Origin of the sequence: Enterobacter sichuanensis, assembly GCF_009036245.1 — a bacterium.
Lineage (GTDB): Bacteria > Pseudomonadota > Gammaproteobacteria > Enterobacterales > Enterobacteriaceae > Enterobacter > Enterobacter sichuanensis.
Genome location: NZ_CP027986.1, coordinates 2,805,670 through 2,826,309, shown reverse-complemented (window position 1 = coordinate 2,826,309; position 20,640 = coordinate 2,805,670). Strand labels below are relative to the sequence as shown.

The 20,640-nt window shown below is 56.2% G+C and carries 19 protein-coding genes; 10 read left to right on the top strand and 9 right to left on the bottom strand.

Features of this window, described 5'->3' with window-relative positions; all coding sequences use genetic code 11:
* Positions 1-220: 220 nt before the first annotated feature.
* From zwf to C1N69_RS13625, 3 genes are all read left to right on the top strand, one after another.
* On the top strand, positions 221-1,696 hold the full coding sequence (gene zwf / locus C1N69_RS13635; protein ID WP_028013613.1) for a glucose-6-phosphate dehydrogenase: 1,476 nt from the start codon (positions 221-223) through the stop codon (positions 1,694-1,696).
* Between the two features lie 233 nt (positions 1,697-1,929).
* On the top strand, positions 1,930-3,741 hold the full coding sequence (gene edd, locus C1N69_RS13630) for a phosphogluconate dehydratase (RefSeq protein ID WP_045286373.1): 1,812 nt from the start codon (positions 1,930-1,932) through the stop codon (positions 3,739-3,741).
* A gap of 39 nt (positions 3,742-3,780) precedes the next feature.
* Positions 3,781-4,422 carry a bifunctional 4-hydroxy-2-oxoglutarate aldolase/2-dehydro-3-deoxy-phosphogluconate aldolase gene (locus C1N69_RS13625; RefSeq protein ID WP_025756915.1) on the top strand — a complete coding sequence of 214 codons (642 nt, stop codon included), beginning with the start codon at positions 3,781-3,783 and terminating at the stop codon, positions 4,420-4,422.
* 41 nt (positions 4,423-4,463) lie between these two features.
* Here the strand turns inward: C1N69_RS13625 and purT are convergent, their stop codons facing one another.
* The gene (gene purT, locus C1N69_RS13620; RefSeq protein ID WP_095441572.1) at positions 4,464-5,642 is read right to left on the bottom strand and encodes a formate-dependent phosphoribosylglycinamide formyltransferase; all 1,179 of its coding nucleotides are present in this window, start codon (positions 5,640-5,642) and stop codon (positions 4,464-4,466) included.
* A gap of 171 nt (positions 5,643-5,813) precedes the next feature.
* Here purT and C1N69_RS13615 point away from each other — a divergent pair, with 171 nt between their 5' ends.
* Together C1N69_RS13615 and ptrB are read left to right on the top strand one after the other, a co-directional pair.
* Positions 5,814-6,464: a tellurite resistance TerB family protein gene (locus tag C1N69_RS13615; RefSeq protein WP_059386792.1), complete on the top strand. Its 651-nt coding sequence runs from the start codon at positions 5,814-5,816 to the stop codon at positions 6,462-6,464.
* Between the two features lie 84 nt (positions 6,465-6,548).
* A complete protein-coding gene (ptrB, locus tag C1N69_RS13610; protein WP_155031375.1) occupies positions 6,549-8,609 on the top strand; it encodes an oligopeptidase B in 2,061 nt (686 codons plus the stop codon).
* Here ptrB and exoX read toward each other — a convergent pair.
* The 3 genes from exoX to C1N69_RS13595 all read right to left on the bottom strand — a co-directional run bounded on the left by exoX (position 8,606) and on the right by C1N69_RS13595 (position 10,284).
* The gene (gene exoX / locus C1N69_RS13605) at positions 8,606-9,268 is read right to left on the bottom strand and encodes an exodeoxyribonuclease X (RefSeq protein ID WP_025756911.1); all 663 of its coding nucleotides are present in this window, start codon (positions 9,266-9,268) and stop codon (positions 8,606-8,608) included. The genes ptrB and exoX overlap by 4 nt on opposite strands.
* 24 nt (positions 9,269-9,292) lie before the next feature.
* Positions 9,293-9,943 carry a carbon-nitrogen hydrolase family protein gene (locus tag C1N69_RS13600; protein WP_155031374.1) on the bottom strand — a complete coding sequence of 217 codons (651 nt, stop codon included), beginning with the start codon at positions 9,941-9,943 and terminating at the stop codon, positions 9,293-9,295.
* 110 nt (positions 9,944-10,053) lie between these two features.
* Complete coding sequence (locus C1N69_RS13595; RefSeq protein ID WP_013096102.1) at positions 10,054-10,284, bottom strand: DNA polymerase III subunit theta; 231 nt, start codon at positions 10,282-10,284, stop codon at positions 10,054-10,056.
* Positions 10,285-10,421: 137 nt separating this feature from the next.
* Here C1N69_RS13595 and yobA point away from each other — a divergent pair, with 137 nt between their 5' ends.
* The 3 genes from yobA to C1N69_RS13580 are packed head-to-tail and all read left to right on the top strand — an operon-like array spanning position 10,422 to position 12,019.
* A complete protein-coding gene (gene yobA, locus C1N69_RS13590; RefSeq protein WP_155031373.1) occupies positions 10,422-10,793 on the top strand; it encodes a CopC domain-containing protein YobA in 372 nt (123 codons plus the stop codon).
* 1 nt (position 10,794) lies between these two features.
* On the top strand, positions 10,795-11,664 hold the full coding sequence (gene copD, locus C1N69_RS13585; protein ID WP_155031372.1) for a copper homeostasis membrane protein CopD: 870 nt from the start codon (positions 10,795-10,797) through the stop codon (positions 11,662-11,664).
* A 16-nt stretch (positions 11,665-11,680) separates the two neighbouring features.
* Entirely contained in the window at positions 11,681-12,019 is a 339-nt protein-coding gene (locus C1N69_RS13580; RefSeq protein WP_025756907.1) for a YebY family protein, read from the top strand.
* A gap of 407 nt (positions 12,020-12,426) precedes the next feature.
* Here the strand turns inward: C1N69_RS13580 and C1N69_RS13575 are convergent, their stop codons facing one another.
* The gene (locus C1N69_RS13575) at positions 12,427-13,368 is read right to left on the bottom strand and encodes a VirK/YbjX family protein (RefSeq protein ID WP_155031371.1); all 942 of its coding nucleotides are present in this window, start codon (positions 13,366-13,368) and stop codon (positions 12,427-12,429) included.
* Between the two features lie 167 nt (positions 13,369-13,535).
* On the opposite strand from C1N69_RS13575, the gene pphA reads away from it, so the two are divergent.
* Complete coding sequence (gene pphA / locus C1N69_RS13570; protein WP_155031370.1) at positions 13,536-14,180, top strand: protein-serine/threonine phosphatase; 645 nt, start codon at positions 13,536-13,538, stop codon at positions 14,178-14,180.
* Positions 14,181-14,214: 34 nt separating this feature from the next.
* On the opposite strand, the gene C1N69_RS13565 is transcribed toward pphA, so the two are convergent.
* From C1N69_RS13565 to yebS, 4 genes are all read right to left on the bottom strand, one after another.
* Positions 14,215-14,454, bottom strand: a complete 240-nt coding sequence (locus tag C1N69_RS13565; RefSeq protein WP_008500472.1) for a YebV family protein — start codon at positions 14,452-14,454, stop codon at positions 14,215-14,217.
* 105 nt (positions 14,455-14,559) lie between these two features.
* Complete coding sequence (gene rsmF / locus C1N69_RS13560) at positions 14,560-16,002, bottom strand: 16S rRNA (cytosine(1407)-C(5))-methyltransferase RsmF (protein ID WP_155031369.1); 1,443 nt, start codon at positions 16,000-16,002, stop codon at positions 14,560-14,562.
* Between the two features lie 77 nt (positions 16,003-16,079).
* Positions 16,080-18,713, bottom strand: a complete 2,634-nt coding sequence (locus C1N69_RS13555; RefSeq protein WP_047958946.1) for a PqiB family protein — start codon at positions 18,711-18,713, stop codon at positions 16,080-16,082.
* Positions 18,682-19,965: a membrane integrity lipid transport subunit YebS gene (gene yebS, locus C1N69_RS13550; protein ID WP_104557091.1), complete on the bottom strand. Its 1,284-nt coding sequence runs from the start codon at positions 19,963-19,965 to the stop codon at positions 18,682-18,684. The genes C1N69_RS13555 and yebS overlap by 32 nt, the downstream gene beginning before the upstream one ends.
* Before the next feature lie 132 nt (positions 19,966-20,097).
* On the opposite strand from yebS, the gene C1N69_RS13545 reads away from it, so the two are divergent.
* Complete coding sequence (locus C1N69_RS13545) at positions 20,098-20,595, top strand: GAF domain-containing protein (protein WP_008500476.1); 498 nt, start codon at positions 20,098-20,100, stop codon at positions 20,593-20,595.
* Positions 20,596-20,640: the final 45 nt, after the last annotated feature.

Here is a 20,640-nt window from a genome sequence, read left to right as displayed (position 1 = left end):
GATCGGTGTCGGGTTTTGCTGCGGCCCTGTTGCGCAAAGAATCGACGGTTGTTGCGTCATTACGCCATCGTAATCGTCTGAAGGGTGAAAAATCGCGGTATCGCACGCGACGATAAGCGCTAATGGTTTCGGGAATGACGTAAAAGCAGTACAGTGCATTGTAATAAAATTACAACGATACCTGGCGGAAGTACCAGGTGATCCAACTGAGGAGAATGACATGGCGGTAACGCAAACAGCCCAGGCATGTGACCTGGTCATTTTCGGCGCGAAAGGCGATCTTGCACGCCGAAAATTGCTGCCTTCCCTGTATCAACTGGAGAAAGCGGGCCAAATTCATCCGGATACCCGTATCCTGGGTGTTGGGCGCGCCGACTGGGACAAGGACGCTTACACCAAAGTCGTCCGCGAGGCGCTCGAAACTTTCATGAAAGAAAAAATTGATGAAAGTTTGTGGGATACCCTGAGTGGCCGTCTCGATTTCTGCAATCTGGACGTGAATGACGTCAGCGCGTTTAGCCGTTTAGGCGCAATGCTGGATCAGAAAAACCGTGTCACCATTAACTATTTCGCCATGCCGCCAAGCACCTTCGGCGCCATTTGCAAAGGGCTGGGCGAAGCCAAACTGAACGCCAAGCCGGCTCGCGTCGTGATGGAAAAACCGCTGGGCACGTCGCTGGCCACCTCGCGAGAAATCAACGACCAGGTGGGCGAGTTCTTTGAAGAGTGCCAGGTTTACCGTATTGACCACTACCTCGGTAAAGAGACGGTTCTGAACCTGCTGGCGCTGCGTTTCGCTAACTCCCTGTTTGTGAATAACTGGGACAACCGCACCATCGACCACGTGGAAATCACCGTGGCGGAAGAGGTGGGCATTGAAGGCCGCTGGGGTTACTTTGACCAGGCCGGTCAGATGCGCGACATGATCCAGAACCACCTGCTGCAAATCCTGTGCATGATTGCCATGTCGCCACCGTCCGATCTGACGGCGGACAGCATTCGTGACGCCAAAGTGAAAGTACTGAAATCACTGCGCCGCATCGACCGCTCCAACGTGCGTGAGAAGACCGTGCGTGGTCAGTACACTGCCGGGTTTGCGCAAGGCAAAAAAGTGCCAGGCTACCTGGAAGAAGAGGGCGCGAACAAGTCCAGCAACACCGAGACGTTTGTGGCGATCCGCGTGGACATCGACGACTGGCGCTGGGCGGGGGTACCGTTCTACCTGCGCACCGGTAAACGTCTGCCGACCAAGTGCTCCGAAGTGGTGGTCTACTTTAAAAACCCGGAACTGAACCTGTTCAAAGAGTCCTGGCAGGAGCTGCCGCAGAACAAGCTGACCATTCGTCTGCAGCCGGACGAAGGGGTCGATATCCAGATCCTGAACAAAGTGCCGGGCCTGGATCATAAACACAACCTGCAGACCACCAAGCTGGATCTGAGCTACTCCGAAACCTTCAACCAGACGCACCTGGCGGATGCTTACGAGCGTCTGCTGCTGGAAACCATGCGCGGTATCCAGGCGCTGTTCGTGCGTCGCGATGAAGTGGAAGAGGCATGGAAATGGGTCGACTCCATTACCGAAGCCTGGGCTGCCGATCAGGATGCACCAAAACCGTATCAGGCAGGCACCTGGGGACCTGTTGCGTCAGTGGCGATGATCACCCGCGATGGTCGCTCCTGGAACGAGTTTGAGTAAGATAATCCGCCAGCCCGAAAGTGTTATTTTACCGGTAACATGATCTAACACAGCTCGCGGCATAATTTTTGACTTTTAAGCTCCGTGTGGATTCACCCGCGGAGCTTTTTTTATTACACTGCCGGAAGTGATTTTGCCCCTGAGCTCCGGACAGCAAGCGTTTCAGCGTTGTTAACAACTGCCAGCGACTTTGTAAACTCCCGAGCCCGGACAGATAAATGAGAGGAGCTTTTATGAATCCGACATTGTTACGCGTAACACAACGCATTATCGAGCGCTCGAAAGAGACCCGTTCGGCCTACCTCGCCCGGATTGAACAGGCAAAGAGCAACACCGTCCACCGCTCGCAGCTGGCCTGCGGTAACCTGGCTCACGGCTTCGCCGCCTGCCAGCCTGAAGATAAAGCGTCGCTGAAAAGCATGTTGCGTAACAATATCGCCATCATCACCTCCTATAACGACATGCTTTCCGCGCACCAGCCGTATGAGGTCTATCCTGACATCATCCGTAAAGCGCTGCACAGCGTGAATGCCGTTGGTCAGGTCGCGGGCGGGGTGCCTGCCATGTGCGACGGCGTGACGCAGGGGCAGGACGGTATGGAGCTGTCGCTGCTGAGCCGTGAGGTGATTGCGATGTCTGCGGCGGTTGGGTTGTCACACAACATGTTTGATGGCGCGCTGTATCTCGGCGTATGCGACAAGATTGTCCCGGGTCTGGTCATGGCTGCGCTGTCGTTTGGTCATCTGCCTGCGATCTTTGTACCATCCGGCCCGATGGCAAGCGGTCTGCCGAACAAAGAAAAAGTCCGTATCCGCCAGCTGTATGCTGAAGGGAAAGCCGATCGCCAGGCGCTGCTGGAGGCGGAAGCCGCGTCTTACCATGCGCCGGGCACCTGTACGTTTTACGGTACCGCGAACACGAACCAGATGGTGGTGGAGTTTATGGGGATGCAGCTTCCGGGCTCGTCCTTTATCCAGCCGGATGCCCCGTTGCGCAAAGCGCTGACCGAGGCAGCGGCACGTCAGGTCACGCGTCTGACCGGAAACGGCAACGAATGGATGCCGATGGGCAAAATGGTTGATGAAAAAGTCATCGTCAACGGTATCGTCGCGCTGCTGGCAACCGGGGGGTCAACTAACCACACCATGCACCTGGTGGCCATGGCGCGTGCGGCGGGTATTCTGATTAACTGGGATGACTTCTCCGAGATCTCATCCGTGGTGCCGCTGATGGCGCGCCTGTACCCGAACGGTCCGGCGGACATTAACCACTTCCAGGCCGCAGGCGGCGTACCGCTGCTGATGCGCGAGCTGCTGAAGGGCGGTCTGCTGCATGAAGATGTGAACACCGTGGCGGGCTTCGGCCTGAAACGCTACACCCAGGAGCCGTGGCTGAACAACGGCGAGCTGGACTGGCGTGATGGCGCGAGCGCCTCCCTTGACCCGCAGGTGATTGCCACCATCGACAAACCGTTCTCTCCTCACGGTGGCACCAAAGTGCTGAGCGGTAACCTGGGGCGTGCGGTGATGAAAACCTCTGCCGTACCGGAAGAGAATCAGGTTATCGAAGCGCCGGCGGTGGTGTTCGAAAGCCAGCATGACGTATTACCTGCCTTTGACGCCGGGCTTCTCGACAAAGACTGCGTGGTGGTGGTGCGTCATCAGGGGCCGAAAGCCAACGGGATGCCAGAATTACATAAACTTATGCCACCACTTGGTGTATTATTGGACCGCCGTTTCAAAATTGCACTGGTGACCGATGGACGCCTCTCAGGCGCATCCGGTAAAGTGCCTTCCGCCATCCACGTGACGCCGGAAGCTTATGACGGCGGGTTGCTGGCGAAAGTGCGTGACGGCGACATGATCCGCGTAAACGGACAGACAGGCGAGTTAACCCTGCTGGTCGATGACGCAGAGCTGGCGGCACGTAACCCCCATATTCCTGACCTGAGCGCCTCGCGCGTGGGGACAGGGCGCGAAATGTTTGGTGCGCTGCGTGAGAAACTCTCCGGTGCTGAGCAGGGCGCAACCTGTATTACGTTTTAAGACGACTTGATTTTAACGATCTGGCGAGAGAAGACTCTGATGAAAAACTGGAAAACAAGTGCAGAAGCAATCCTGACCACTGGCCCTGTCGTGCCGGTTATCGTGGTAAACAAGCTGGAGCACGCTGTACCGATGGCGAAAGCGCTGGTTGCGGGCGGCGTTCGCGTTCTGGAAGTGACCCTGCGCACCGCCTGCGCGATGGATGCCATTCGCGCTATCGCTAAAGAAGTACCGGACGCTATCATTGGTGCGGGTACCGTGACGAACGCAAAACAGCTGGCTGAAGTGACCGAAGCGGGTGCACAGTTCGCCATCAGCCCGGGTCTGACCGAGTCGCTGCTGAAAGCCGCCACCGAAGGCACGATTCCACTGATCCCGGGTATCAGCACCGTATCTGAACTGATGCTGGGCATGGACTACGGTCTGAAAGAGTTCAAATTCTTCCCGGCAGAAGCCAACGGCGGCACCAAAGCGCTGCAGGCCATTGCGGGTCCATTCTCCCAGGTGCGTTTCTGCCCGACGGGCGGTATCTCTCCGGCCAACTACCGTGACTACCTGGCGCTGAAAAGCGTGCTGTGCATCGGTGGCTCATGGCTGGTGCCGGCGGATGCGCTGGAAGCAGGCGACTGGGACCGCATTACCCGACTGGCTCGTGAAGCGGTTGAAGGCGCGAAGCAGTAAGTTATTCGCCGTATGAAAAACGGGCCCCGGGGCCCGTTTTTTTATCCTGCTACCTTAACGCCTGCGGCGGCCGCTTTCGCTCTCGTCACGGCGTCGTCCACGTTCTCCCCGGTGGCTAATACCACCCCAAGACGACGGGAGCCGTCGATCTCCGGCTTGCCGAACAAACGCACCTGCAGACCTGCGCCCACCGCCGCGTCGACGTTATCAAAGGTGACGTTCTGGCTGGTTAATTGCGGCAGGATCACCGCCGAGGCGGCCGGACCGTACTGACGGATACCGCCGACGGGCAGGCCGAGGAAGGCGCGCACGTGCAGGGCGAATTCGGAGAGGTCCTGCGAGATGAGCGTGACCATGCCGGTGTCATGCGGGCGAGGGGAGACTTCGCTGAAAATCACTTCGTCACCGCAAACAAACAGCTCCACGCCGAACAGGCCATAGCCGCCCAGCGCCAGGACGGTCTTGCGGGCGATCGCCTGCGCGCGTTCCAGCGCCAGGGGGCTCATCTGCTGCGGCTGCCAGGATTCGCGGTAATCGCCATCTTCCTGACGGTGGCCAATCGGGTCACAGAAGTGAACGCCGTCCACGGCGCTGACGGTCAGCAGGGTGATCTCGAAATCAAACTTCACCACACCTTCAACGATCACACGACCGGCTCCGGCGCGACCACCCTGTTGGGCATAATCCCACGCCTTGTCCAGTGTGCTGCTGTCGCGGATAAAGCTCTGCCCTTTACCGGAGGAGCTCATGACCGGCTTAATGATGCACGGGTAGCCGATCTCCTCGACGGCCCGCAGGAATGCGGCTTTATCGCCAGCAAAACGGTAGCCCGACGTAGGCAACCCGAGCTCCTCCGCCGCCAGGCGACGGATCCCTTCGCGGTTCATGGTCAGCTTTGCGGCTTTTGCACAGGGCACCACGCGCTGGCCTTCCTGCTCAAGGGCGATCAGCGTATCGGTAGCGATGGCTTCAATTTCCGGCACCACAAAATCCGGTTTTTCACGCGTAATCAGTTCGCGAAGGGCATCGCCATCCAGCATGTTAATCACATAAGAACGATGGGCGACGTGCATGGCGGGTGCATCAGCGTAGCGGTCAACGGCAATGACTTCCACGCCTAAACGTTGACACTCAATGGCGACTTCTTTTCCCAGCTCGCCCGATCCCAACAGCATCACTCGCGTCGCCGATGGCCGCAGCGCGGTTCCTAAACGAATCATAACAATCCCCCTGAAAAAGTTGCGGGCAGTATAAACGAAAACGTTTGCGTCTGTCTCGCGCACGGCTCAGTGCGGCAGGAAGAAATTTGCGCTTCTTTAGTCCGGCCAGACATTTCCTGACGCCTGCTCGCTTACGCTGTGGAACATGTTCACCGTTAAGTGAGGGAAACCATGTCAGGCTGGCTGAATCAATTGCAATCACTGTTAGGGCAGAAAACGGCATCGTCCGGCGAGCAGGGGCTCAGTAACCTGCTGGTACCTGGCGCACTCGGCGGGCTGGCTGGCCTGCTGGTGGCGAATAAGTCCTCGCGCAAGCTGTTGGCAAAGTATGGCACCGGAGCGCTGCTGGCCGGTGGCGGAGCCATCGCGGGGACCGTTCTGTGGAATAAATACAAAGACAGGGTACGCACTGCGCACAGGGATGAACCGCAGTATGGTGAACACACCTCGCCGCTGGATCTGCGTACCGAACGGCTTATCCTTGCGCTGGTCTTTGCCGCGAAAAGCGACGGGCACATCGACGATAAAGAACGATCGGCGATTGAGCAGCAACTGCGTGAAGCCGGTGTCGAAGAGAAGGGCAGAGCGCTGGTAGCGCAGGCGATTGAACAGCCGCTTGACCCGCAGCGTCTTGCGCAGAGTGTGAAAAATGAGGAAGAGGCGCTTGAACTCTATTTCCTCAGCTGTGCCGCTATCGATATCGATCACTTTATGGAACGCAGCTACCTGAACGCGCTTGGCGACGCGCTGAAGATCCCTCAGGATGTGCGCGAAGGCATTGAACAGGATATCCGGGAGCAAAAACAGGCGTTACAGGGATAACGTCGCGGCGGGGTCACGGTTTCGCTTGCATCATGCGTGGGTTTTGCCAACCTTATAGGGTGTAAAACTAAAAAGAATGATGACATGCCACCGAAAGCCCGACGTATACCTTATGCAATCACCACGCATGGCGATACGCGCATAGACAACTATTACTGGCTACGGGACGATTCGCGTTCCCGGCCAGAGGTACTCGACTACCTGCACGAGGAAAACGACTATGGTCGCAAGGTCATGTCCAGCCAGCAGACGCTTCAGGACCAGCTGCTGAATGAAATGGTACAGCGTATTCCTCAGCGTGATATCTCCGCGCCCTGGACCAAAAACGGCTACCGCTATCGCCATATCTACGAGCCCGGCAACGAGTACCCCATCTACCAGCGTCAGTCGGTGCTGAGCGCCGAGTGGGACGAGTGGGATATTCTGCTGGACGCCAACCAGCGCGCGGCCCACAGCGAATTTTATACCCTTGGCGGCATGTCCATTTCACCGGATAACGCGGTGATGGCGCTGGCGGAGGATTATCTCTCCCGTCGCCAGTACGGCCTGCGTTTTCGCAATCTCGACACCGGCAACTGGTATCCGGAAATGCTGGAAAACGTCTCCCCGGATTTTGTCTGGGCAAATGACTCCGAAACGGTTTACTACGTCAAAAAACACGCCTCCACGCTGCTGCCTTACCAGGTTTGGCGACACACCGTGGGGACCGACTCTGCGGACGACGAGCTGGTCTATGAAGAGCAGGACGAAACCTTTTATGTCAGCCTGCATAAAACCTCCTCACGCCACTATGTCATTATCTTCCTGGCCAGCGCGACGACATCCGAAGTTCTGCTGCTGGATGCCGAACTGCCTGATGCCCAGCCGCTCTGCTTTCTGCCGCGCCGCAAGGACCACGAGTACAGCCTGGATCACTTCCAGCACAGTTTTTATGTGCGTTCGAATCGCGAGGGCAAAAACTTCGGTCTTTATAAAACCAAAGTGCGCGATGAGCGCAAGTGGGAAGTGCTGATCCCCGCGCGGGATCAGGTGATGCTGGAAGGCTTCACCCTGTTTACTGACTGGCTGGTGGTGGAAGAGCGCCAGCGGGGGCTGACCAGTATCCGGCAAATCAACCGTAAAACCCGGGAAGTGGTGGGGATTGCGTTTGATGACCCGGCCTATGTGACGTGGATTGGATTCAACCCGGAACCGGAATCCTCACGGCTGCGCTACGGCTACTCGTCCATGACCACACCGGACACCCTGTTTGAGCTGGATATGGACACCGGGCAGCGTCAGGTGATTAAACAGACCGAGGTTAAAGGGTTCGAATCTGAAAACTACCGAAGCGAACACGTGTGGGTCACCGTCCGGGATGGCGTGGAGGTTCCCGTCTCGCTCGTCTATCACAAAGCGCATTTTCAGAAAGGGAAAAACCCGATCCTCGTCTACGGCTACGGCTCCTACGGCTCAAGCATGGACGCCGATTTCAGCAGCAGCAGATTAAGCCTGCTCGATCGCGGCTTTGTTTACGCCATCGCCCATATTCGCGGCGGCGGCGAACTGGGGCAGCACTGGTATGAAGACGGGAAATTCCTCAAAAAGAAAAACACCTTTAATGACTACCTTGACGTCTGCGATGCGCTGATTGAACAGGGCTATGGCGATCCGCAGCTCTGCTTTGGCATGGGCGGTAGCGCGGGCGGCATGCTGATGGGGGCGGTTATCAACCAGCGTCCCGACCGCTTCAAAGGCATCGTCGCGCAGGTGCCGTTTGTTGATGTGGTCACCACCATGCTCGATGAATCCATTCCTCTCACTACCGGGGAGTTTGAGGAGTGGGGTAATCCGCAGGATGAGATTTACTACCGCTATATGAAAGAGTACAGCCCGTACGATAACGTCGAGGCGAAAGCCTACCCTCATATGCTGGTGACCACCGGTTTGCATGACTCTCAGGTGCAATACTGGGAGCCGGCAAAATGGGTGGCAAAACTGCGGGAACTGAAAACCGACGATAATCTGTTGTTGCTCTGTACCGATATGGATTCCGGACACGGCGGGAAATCGGGACGGTTTAAATCGTATGAAGGGGTGGCCCTGGAGTATGCCTTTTTGATTGGCCTGGCGCAGGAGACGCTGCCAGGCCGTGCAGAGCGTTAAGCTTCGCCCAGATAATGTTTCAGCGTCAGACGCAGCTCCGGGCTCATTTTGTCGAGGTTGTTATACAGCCAGCGCAAATAGCCCGGGTCTTTATCGGCAATATCCGACACCGCTCTGCCCCGGTACTTACCAAAGGTAAACGTGGTCAGCAGCGCGGGGCGTCCCGTAATGGTCGCCATATCATCCGGCGTCCAGCCGGAGGTGTTCATAATATCGATGAGTAACGCGGCGGTGATATAGCAGTCATACAGGGCGCGGTGATGATGCAGCCCCTCAGGCGTGCGGACGCTGAGCTTACGGGACTTGTACAGCGCCATGTTACTGTACTTGATCCCCGGCCAGAGGCGACGCGCCAGCTTCATGGTACAAATCCATTCCCCGGGCATCTCCGGCAGCACGCGACGGTCAAAGCTGGCGTTATGCGCGACGTACCACGGGCTACCGTAATAGTGGGGAATCACGTCTTCGATCCATGGTTTATCCGCCACCATCGATTCGGTAATGCGATGGATAGCCATCGCCTGAGGGCTGATGGGGCGATCGGGACGCACCAGATGGCTCATTGGGTTGACGATTTTTCCGTCAACCACGTCGACAGAGGCCACTTCCACTATTCCGCCCTGAAGATCGCAAGTTTCGGTATCGATGACGCGCAGCATTGAACACTCCTGAGCTTAAAACGCCTAGCCTAAAGGAATGATATCGCCTTGCCAACCCTGTCTGCCGAGCGAGCCCGTCAACAGTAACTCACCGTTATCCGCGCGGACAATCAGCTGGCCTTTATCATCCCACAGCGCGCTGCCGCTACCGGCATTCGCCATGAGCACAGCAATGGCATATTTATGCGCGAAGCGCTGAAGGGTGCTGATGGACTGTCGCCAGCGGTAATCCCGCACCGACTGACAGCTGGTGAAGAGTGTTGCCCTGGGGTCGAGATTCGGCGAATCGGCGTGGGCATCCATGATGCTCAGGTGTTTATCCCCCGGCATCAGGCTGGCACCGCTGCCTTGCGGATAGCGCAAAACGCGCTGGCGAGAGGGGGTAAACAGCGCGAGGCCTTTCTGGCGCAGACCATTGCGCTCAACAGGGAGCCCGGCAATCACCGTAATCCGGTAAAAATGGGCCGCGTCAAGCAGGGGATCCAGCTGGGCGTCGCCGGGTGGGGGAGGTAACGTCGACGTCCCGGATCCCGTTAATGAGAGTTCAGGGAAGACCAGCAAATCACACCGTTGCCGCGCGGCTTCCGCAATGAAGCGAAGATGGTGCGTAACATGGTCATTGATACTCTGGTGCTGCCCGCCATACTGGGCTGCCGCTATATTCCAATGTGACATCGTGACTTCCTTATACACTGAGTCGCAGGGATTTAAGAATACACCTAATTTAATCAGGGTTTTCTTATCCTGCCAGATTCAGCGTAAGGAAGTGTAACGAGTCGTTAAGCTTATTTAACTTTAGGCTCGTACGGCAAACGAGAAAGATTGACCGAGGCGAGACGGTGGGCGATTAATCTTTCACGGAACCAGTCCCGCAGATGGGCAGGTTGTTCACGTTCAACAACTTCCGCCACGATGGGCATGTTGTAACGCTCTTTGAAAGCGACGCCAGCGGCAGCGAGATCGACATTCACTTTATCCATCTCGTCCTGAGGAAGGGCGGCCAGATTGATCTTCATTACCTTCTCCTTATTATGCGGCGGCAACGTTACCGCGATTGCGCGACGATGACAAGCGGAGGCGGGATGATCCTCGACTCGTTTATTATACAGCGTTATTCTTTAGCACACAGACATAACAAAAAGGAATGATTGCGATGGGTTTCTCTGCTTCCCGCGCGGCATGCGCACTGGTTTTTCTCGCCTCTACAGTGATTTCTCCCTCGGTGCTTGCGCATGCGCATCTTCAACAGACTATCCCGGCGGCAGACAGCCTGGTGAGCGCACCGCAGGCCCTGACGCTGAATTTTTCGGAAGGTATCGAACCCGGTTTTAGCGGCGTGGTGGTAACGGATGCGCAAAAAAAAGTCATCAGGGCCGGTACCGCTACGCGAGACGAAAAGAATAAAACTCAGCTTAACGTACCTCTGGAACAACCGCTGACGCCAGGGACTTACCAGGTCGACTGGCATGTGGTCTCGGTTGATGGCCATAAAACCAAAGGCAGCTATCACTTTAGCGTGAAATAGCATGCTGTCGCTGGTTTACATCGGGTTGCGCTTTATCCATTTTGGGGCGCTGATGCTGGTTTTTGGCAATGCGCTTTACAGCGTCTGGTTTGCACCTTCTTCTCTCCAGCGTTTAATGTCACGGCGGTTTCAGTGGCAGCAGAAAGTGGCGTCGTTAATCAGCCTGGCGGCCGCACTTCTCATGTTTATGCTTCAGGGCGGATTGATGGGAAGCGGCTGGGGAGATGTGTTTGCCCCGCAGGTCTGGCAAAGCGTGTTGGGTACGCAGTTTGGTAGCGTCTGGCTGTGGCAGATTATTCTCGCGGCGATCGCGGTCGGCGCCGCATGGCTCGCGCCACTGAAAGGGTCGCGACTGCTGCTGCTGGCAATGGGGCAGCTTATCCTGCTGGCCGGGGTAGGACACGCGGCGATGCTGGAGGGGGCGATGGGGGCTTTGCAGCGTCTTAATCATGCTGTTCACCTGATCTGTGCCGCCACCTGGCTGGGGGGATTACTGCCGCTGCTGTTCTGCATGCGTCTGGCCAAAGGGCGCTGGCAGACTGCCGCCATCTACACCATGATGCGCTTCTCACGCGTGGGCCATTACGCCGTCTCCGGCGTGCTGCTCACCGGGGTGGTTAACGCGCTAATGATACTTGGCCTCCAGATTCCCTGGCAGGCTGGTTATGTACAGTTATTGTTGTTCAAATGTGCGCTGGTGGCGTTGATGGTGGTAATTGCGCTGGCAAATCGGTATTTTCTGGTGCCACGGTTCCGTCCAGAAACCGGACGGACACAACAGATTTTTATCAGGATGACGCAGGCAGAAGTGGTGCTGGGGGCGCTGGTGCTGGCAACGGTAAGCCTGTTCGCCACCTGGGAACCCTTCTGACAAGGTTAAATATCATATGAAAAAGACAGTACTTTCTCTTGTATTGCTGGCCTGCACGGGGAGCGCGCTTGCTGCACCACAGGTTATCACCGTCAGCCGTTTCGAAGTGGGTAAGGACAAATGGGCGTTTAATCGCGAAGAGGTGATGCTGACCTGCCGTCCGGGCCATGCGCTGTATGCCATCAACCCGAGTACGCTGGTGCAATACCCGCTGAATGATACCGCCGAGCAGCAGGTGGCCAGCGGGAAGAGCAGCGGGCAGCCCATCAGCGTGATCCAGATTGACGATCCTTCCCACCCGGGGCAGAAGATGAGCCTGGCACCATTTATTGAGCGCGCGGATAAGCTCTGCTAACGTTCAGGTTTCCAATAAAAAACCGCAGATGCTTGCGAAAGCACTGCGGTTTTTTTCGTTTAATGATGCTCTGACGCTTTTTTTCCAGCCGCTTTAACTGTTGACTGGAAAACCTGGCGTCGTCATCTATTCTTAAAAGGCAAGGCGACTTAGCCTGCATTAATGCCAACTTTTAGCGCACGGCTCTCTCCCAAGAGCCATTTCCCTGGACCGAATACAGGAATCGTATTCGGTCTCTTTTTATCTGTATGAAAGTGAAAGAATATTCCCGGTAATGTCTTTCTCATACAGCGCGCACTTCCTGTACGTCCAGCTAAAACATAACACAACACAGCATGCGGAAGTCCAGCCCTTTTTGCCTGTTTTGTTAAATTTTCGTGTCGCGTCAGTAAATGGCAATGCCGGGCTTAAAAGCGCGATTTAACGGACGCCTCAATTTCATCAAGCAGTTCAAAGCGACGGCGGTATTCGGCACGCTTTTTACTGGCAATGTCCTCAAGGGATTTGCGCTCCATCTGCAGGGGGAGTTGCCAGCAGAAGGCGGACAGTTTTTTACCGTCCAGCGATCCCCAGAACTCATCATAGCTGGCGTGGAAGTGGCGACCTTTACTAAGGCGATAGCGCAAGGCGCGGAAAACGTGTCCCTCATCGCTGACGGCAAAAATTGCCCGCACTGACGACTGTGCCGCCAGCTGGAAAATCACCTCCATTAGCAGCCGTTTTGGGAACAGACCGTGGCAGGAGCGGGTGGCCTGCTTAATGGCATCCCGCGAGACGTTGCGGCGGGGGCCCTGAAGTCCACCTATCACGATGACCCGCTGGCCATTGCTGCGCGCAACGCTAAAAGTCAGGCTGGCAAGCAGCGTATTCTCGTTATCGCGCAGCCACAGCGTGCTTTCGCCTTCGCGCTCGGCTTTCCCGGCACAAGAGGCATTGACGGTATAGATCGCGTCGTTTTTGGCCCTGAACTGGACGAACGGTTGCTCATGCGGGCTGGTGAGCGCCTGGGCCAGCCCCTTCTCTTTCAGGCTATCAATCCAGTGATAGTGGTGAATGATAGCGTCAGCGCGATCGCTCGCCGTCAGGCCGCGCATCAGGTACTGCCGATGGGTCTTGCTCGGTAAGGTCACCTGAGAGGCCAGCAGTCTGTCGAAATCGTCGCGACCTGCAAGGCTTTCCAGCATGCGATGGGTGGAGGACCAGAACAGAAGCGAACGCAGAAGGAACTTGAGGCGATATTCGCGTTTCTGCCAGATTGGCCCAGGAGTCCGTTTGCCTTTCACCAGCTCAGAAATAATATGTGTGCGATGTGGATAGAAAACATCGTTATGCAGTTCTGTATTAGACACGTGAAGGCCCTCGTTTTTATCTCCCCTTATTCTAAAGAGCCAGTAAAAAGGGATTAATAGTGCGCGGACCTTTATTTCCGTTTGGTTTAGCGTTTGTTTGATTTTGCGAGAGCCCTGGCGATCTTCTGTCATTTCTGCTGCAGCTATACTGTTAACAGGAGGGCCTTATGTACCAGCGAATAGAGGGGCGGATGTGGCGTCACGTCTGGGTTGTCAGCGATATTCACGGTTGTTATCAGCGTCTTTTAGACGAGCTCAAATGCCGTCATTTTAACCCGTTTGAGGATTTACTGATTTCTGTGGGCGATTTGATTGATCGTGGTCCAGACAGTGTTAAATCATTACAGCTTATCAATGAAAAATGGTTTCGTGCCGTGCGTGGCAACCACGAGCAAATGGCTCTCGACAGTCTGGATAATAACGATTTTTCTCTCTGGACGATGAATGGCGGAATGTGGTTTGCGCAACTTGAACGCGACCAGCAACAGCTCGCGTTGTCGTTGCTCGATGCCTGCCGCGATTTACCGCATATTATTGAGATAACCTGCGCTAACGGCCTGAATGTGATTGCCCATGCCGATTATCCGGCAGCGGAATACCGCTGGCAAAAACCGGTCAGCGCCCAGCGCGTTTTATGGGATCGCGATCGGCTGATGGGCTTTATGGTGGGTAAAGGGCAGGGTATCAGCGGCGCGGATCATTTCTGGTTCGGCCATACGCCCGTCGACAGACGGTATGATTTTAATAATCTTCACTACATTGATACGGGGGCCGTTTTTGACGGTTACTTTACGCTGGCGCAACTGCAGTAATAAATAACCCGCCTTCGGGCGGGTTCTCTTTAGGTCAGGCAAGGCGCATGACCCAGGCATCGGTTTTGCTATCGTAATGCTCACGGTAAAGGACAGAATGTTCGCCATCAAGTATTGCCGGGACGCTGGTGTCGGCATCCCACGCATCGAGCTGCATGCACAAATCCGGGTCGGATTTGCAGGGAATACTTAACGTTCGATCGCCTTGTGCTTCGCCGCGCAGTTCTGCGTCGTCGATCTCGAAAGCGCCAATACGCACGCTGGTTTTCGTCATAGTGCTCTCCGGGTCGGTTGTCAAAATCTGGTATGACCAGTACGGTCACCCATTTTTTATCGTAGACAAGGAGAGCAAAATCGCCAGTAAAAAAGTGCGCTTTTTTTAGTCGGTGCGATCGTTACCGGTAAACAGACGACCATCGCGGACCAGTTCGCGCGGATAACTGTTTTTCAGTCGGGAGCCGACCTTTTTTGCCAGTCCCAGCGGGTACCCCTGATACGTCACGATTGCTTCATCGCCTGCCGGGGTGCTCGCCGGGTAGACATCGCGACCACGGTACCACTCTTCGGCTTCCTGATGCGTGAGGGCAAAAGTATTCTCGCCCCCGGCAAGTGCGATGACGGCCTCGTGCTGCCAGCGATAGCCTTTGTTATGGACTTCCGCCAGGCGGATCCCGATGCGCGAAAAACGCACTTTACCAATCAGCGGTTCGATATTCGCCGGGAAAAGCCAAACTTCTTTATCGCGCTGCCAGAGGTGCAGACTTTCATCCCATACCAGCCCAACCTGGCTGGCGGCCGCGATAAGCTGTGCGGCATCGCGACCTTTAAGAGGCGCAAACGGGAAAGTACCAACCTTGAATTTAGGTGCAGGGAGGGGAGCCACCGCCTGCGTTTTACGCAGACGCGCCACAAAGAACCCTTCACAGTCGTAAATCTGCGGGAAGACGTGAAGAAAACCTTCGGGGGTGACCGCTTCACCGGCTGAGGCAAACAGATCGTTCAGCGGCAGAAAGTCGACCGCATCCGGGTATTGCGCTTTCAGCCACAGACAGACGTCTTCGTTTTCATCGCGGTTGAGGGTGCAGGTGGAGTAAACCAGTGTGCCACCCGGGCGCAGGGCGTGAAAGGCGCTGTCGATCAGCTCGCGCTGTGTGGCGGCGATCTCAAGGTTGCTTTCCACCGACCAGTTCTTTAACGCATCGGGATCTTTACGCACCACCCCTTCGCCGGAGCAGGGGGCGTCCAGCAGAATGGCATCGAAAGCTTCCGGTAAGGCGGCGCCAAAGACGCGTCCGTCGAAGTGGGTGAGGGCAACATTATGAATACCGCAGCGGCTGATGTTGGCATGCAACACTTTCACCCGGCTGGCGGAAAACTCGTTGGCGAGGATCGCCCCCTGATTGCCCATACGGGCGGCAATTTGCGTGGTTTTCGAGCCAGGAGCCGCGGCAACATCCATTACGCGTTCAGGTGCATTGCCATCCGCGAACAGGGCGGCAACCGGCAGCATCGAACTGGCTTCCTGAATATAGAACAGACCGCTCAGATGTTCAGCGGTACTGCCCAGCGGCACGTCATCTTCATCATCGCGCTCGATCCAGAACCCCTCAGCACACCACGGGACTGGCATAAGCTGCCAGCGGTAGGGCGCGACCAGCGTCAGAAAATCATCGACGCTGATTTTCAACGTGTTGACGCGGATACTGCGGCGCAGCGGACGCTGGCAGGCGGCAATAAAGTCGTCTAAGGAGAGATGAGAGGGAAGCGCCTCGCGCATCTGCGCCAGGAATTGTTCAGGAAGAAATACGGAGTTTTGAGCCACGGGCACACCACAGGGAAAAGTTCAGGTGCGCAGTGTAACATAAAGGCTCCGGCGCGTTGACACCGGAGCCTTTCAGATTAACGCGGCAGGGCCGTTCCCCACTCACGCCACTCTTTTGGTTCACTTTCAAGCAGCAGGAAGTGTTTACCCGGCTGCGCTTTCGGCGCCAGCGGCGTTCCCGGCGGCGTGGCAAAGGCAATACCACCGCGGATGAACTGATTGAAGGTGCCGGTTTTCACCACCCCTCCCGTCAGGCCGAAGTCCAGTGAATAGCCGGATGCCAGCCAGAATACCGAGTTATTGCGGACAAGGTGCTGGTAACGTTCGCTGATGCGTAACGCCACCATCACGCGGTCGGAGAGTGTACCGAGCGTCAGACCCGTGACCGTACCCACCTCAATGCCGCGGAACAGGACCGGCGTACCGATGCTCAGCGAGCCAGCTTCCGGCACTTCCACCACAATGCTCAGGCCACCCAGGTAGCGCGAGTCGGTGATTGTGGCTTCCTGCAGTTCGAAATCACGACGGGCATTGCCCTGGCCGGGCTCAACGTTGATATACGGCTGCAGGATGGTGTCGAGATGTTCCACCCCCGCGGCCGAAATCTGCGGTGTGACTACGGAGAAACGTGAACCCGTGCGCGCAAAGGTCTGCACATATTCCGGATACAGCACGGCGGTGGCCTGCACCTCGTTGCGCGAGGTGATGAGCGTCAGCTTCTGGATCTGCCCGATATCAATGCCCAGATAGCGGATTGGCATGCCTTCCGCCAGCTTACCGGCATCAAACGCGTGCAGGGTAATTTGCCCCCCCACGGCACGCGCGGCGGTTTCCGACGGGAAAAGAATACGCTTATCGCCTTTACGCAGATTGGCACCCGCACCGCTGAGATTATCGAAGCTAATCGCGCCGCGCAGCGCGCGTGAGAGCGGGGAAGCCTGCACGGTCAGCCCGTTACCATTGAGCTGAACTTTCGCGCCACCTTCGGCCCAGAAGACGCTGTTTGGCGTCAGCAGCTTGCGGTACTCGGGCTTGATATGCAGCTCGATATCAAACGCGTCCGCACGCGGGCGAACGGTAATCACTTCCCCGACTTCAAACTTGCGGTAGAGCACAACGGAACCTGCCTGTACGTCCGGCAGCGTCTCGGCGCTTAATGTTAGCGTGGTGGTAGGAAGATCGCTCAGGCTGTTCTCAATCGCTTTTTCGAGGTTCGCGTATAGCGGGTAGCTATCGCGCACGGGGCCTTTATCCCCTGGCAAAATGCGGATGCCGCCGTTAACCCATTCGCTGGCGCTGGCACCGAGGAACTCCACGCCGTCCAGACCTACCTTGACGTCGACGCGACTGTTCACCACGAATTTACTGTCGCCGTGCACCAGGTCGCTGTATTGCGGATCGATGGCGACCGAGAAGCTCACGCCACTCGCTGAGAGCGTACGCTCCAGCACCTGACCCACCTGCACGCCATGCAAAATCAACGGCTGACCGGCTTCGATACCGTAACTTTCCGGGGCATTGAGCGTGAGCGTTATCACCCCCGGTTTTTGCAGCAGGGCTTTATCCGCCGGGGCAACGACGAAGCTGTTGCTGGGTTGACCTTCACCGGGGATCAGCTCAAACGTATTGCCGGTGAGCAGGGTGCTGATGTTGGCGTCGTTCAGGGATAGCTTCGGACTGCGCATTTCGATGCGAGTCTTCTCGCGCAGGAGATCGACCACGCTCGGATCGACCGTCATCTCGCCGGTGACCGAGCCGCCCGGGTTGAGGGTCATTTTGGTGAGCTGACCCACCTGCAGCCCCTGATACATCAGCGGTGTTGAGCCGGCTTTTAGCCCTTTCGCATCGGGCAGGGCCAGTTTAACAATCACCCCGCGCTGGCTGTGCGCCAGGTCAGCGTACAACCCGAACGTGTCGTCGGCGGTAGCCGGGCTTGAGTTTTCCGGGGAATCAAAGGCAATGGCGCCATTCACCAGTGCCGCCAGACTTTCCAGCTTCACCTTCGCACCGCTCAGGCTGAGGTCAGCATCCACGCCGGAGACGTTCCAGAAGCGGCTGCCTTTTTTTACCAGGTTGGTGAAGCGACGTTCGATCAGCACATCAATGGTGACGCCCTGTTTATTCGGGTTAATCGCGTAGTCGTACACGCGGCCAACCGGGATTTTACGGAAATAGACCAGGGAGCCACTGTTCAGCGAGCCGAGATCCGGCGCCTGCAGATGGATCATCAAATCGCCGTTATTGAGACGGTATTTGGGCTGGGTATCCAGCGCAACAAAGTGATCCTGGGGCTCACCTTTGCCCGGCATCATGCCGATATAGTTACCGCCCACCAGCGCATCCAGCCCGGAGACACCGGCCAGCGAGGCTTTCGGCGTCACCAGCCAGAACTGCGTTTCGCTGCGCAGGGCATCCTGCATGTCAGATTTGATACTGACCCGCACCTGGATCTTGTTCAGCCCTTTTCCAAGGGAGATGTCCTGAACCGTACCGACTTCAACCCCCTGGAAGCGAACAGGGGTTCGCCCGGCAACGATGCCGTCAGCGGTCTGGAAATCGATGGTCACAGTGCTTCCGCGATCTTCATAGCTCGTCCAGATAAGCCAGCCTGCAATCATCAGCGCGATGACAGGCAGCAACCAGAATGGCGAAATGCGGCGTTTAGTTTTAATTCTCGCTTCAGTCGGCGAAGCGGGGGTTTCCTGACTCATGTGCATCCCAAAGTAAGCGGCTATCCAGCCATTCCACAGCAAGAATAGTCAATATCACCGCAGAGCCGAAATAAAAAGCCGCGGGTCCCATTGTAAAAGCAAGTAGCTGGTCGCGATTGATGAGCGACATCATCAGCGAAATCACAAACAGATCCAACATTGACCAGCGGCCAATCCAGGTCACGAATCGCAGAAGCAGAATACGGGTGCGCAAACCTTGCTCACATTTAAAATGAATACTGATGAGCAGGGTAAACATCACGATCACTTTCGTAAACGGCACCAGAATACTGGCGATAAAGACGATTGCCGCCACGCCGATGTTGCTGTGTGCAAGCGAGATGATCCCCGAGAGAATGGTATCTTCCTGACGTCCGCCATTCACATAGATGATGGAGATGGGCAGCATATTGGCCGGGATCAGGAAGACCAGAGAGGCAATCAGCGCGGCCCAGCATTTCTGCAGACTGTTGTTGCGCCGCAGCCGCAACGGGATATGGCACCGTGGGCAGCGGCCGCGCGCGTCGGGAAAGCCGGTATAGTGGCAGCCCAGACAAACCCGAAGATTCTCATCGGGGCGGGTAGCGGGGCGCTGAGGGTAAAAGCGCTCCCAGAGCTGCTCCACATTCAGATGGATCAGCGTCAGGATACTGAGCAAGACCAGACAAATGAAGGCAAACAGCCCGACGCCCGGCTGCAGAAACGCATAGTCCTGTACCTTTATTGACGCCACGCCCACGCCCACCAGGTAGATATCCAGCATCACCCACTCTTTCAGCTTTTCCAGCATCAGCAGCACCGGACGCAGGTTCATGCCCAGAATGTTGCCAAACCAGAGATAAGCAATGGCGGCGACCAGCACCAGCGGTGCGCCAACGGTGCAGAACAGCACCATGGCCGCGGTCAGTGGATCGCCCTGACGCGTCATCTGCCAGATCCCCTGCAGCACGTTGGCGTCGATACGCACGCCGAGCAGGTAAAGTTTGAGCAGCGGCTCGCTCCAGGCAAACGGCATCAGCAGAAGCATGGTGACCGCCATGGCGGCGAGGCGGGTTAACGACCAGTCGCGGCCGTCACGGATTTTGGCGTCGCAGCGGGGACAAAAGGCACTTTGGTGCGATTTCATCTTCGGCAACATAAAAAGCGTATCGCACTGAGGGCAACGCTGATAATGTGCACGGGGCAAAGCCTGGCTTACCGTATGGACAGTTATCTTTTTTTTCGGCGTAATTTTGGTTGTTTTTAAGGCCATCAGCTGCGCACAAATAAGTATTGTTGAAAGTTATAATAACTCATGAACGGATTCATCTTGAGCATGAGCGCATTTAATGCTTATTTTAATAGGCTATGCGGTAATTTTGTAAGACAACTAAGTGATTGAATAATGAACAAAACAGAATTCTACGCGGATCTGAACCGCGATTTTAAGGCATTGATGGCGGGTGAGACCAGCTTCTTAGCCACTCTGGCAAATACTAGCGCATTGCTGTTTGAACGTCTCTCTGACGTGAACTGGGCTGGCTTTTACCTCCTGGAAGGGGAAACGCTGGTGCTTGGCCCGTTCCAGGGCAAACTGGCCTGCGTGCGCATTCCAGTTGGTCGTGGTGTCTGCGGCACCGCGGTGGCTGAGAATCAGGTACAGCGTGTGGAAGATGTGCATGCGTTTGACGGTCACATTGCCTGTGATGCCGCCAGTAATTCTGAAATCGTTCTGCCGCTGGTGGTAAAAAATCAGATTATTGGCGTTCTGGACATCGACAGTACGGTCTTCAGTCGCTTTACAACCGAGGACGAACAGGGGCTGCGCGAGCTGGTGGCGAATCTGGAAAACGTACTCGCAGCAACCGATTATCAAAAATTCTTTGCGAGCGTCGCAGGATAATCAACGGATAACGTAGCATTTACGGATAGCGTCATTATAATGACG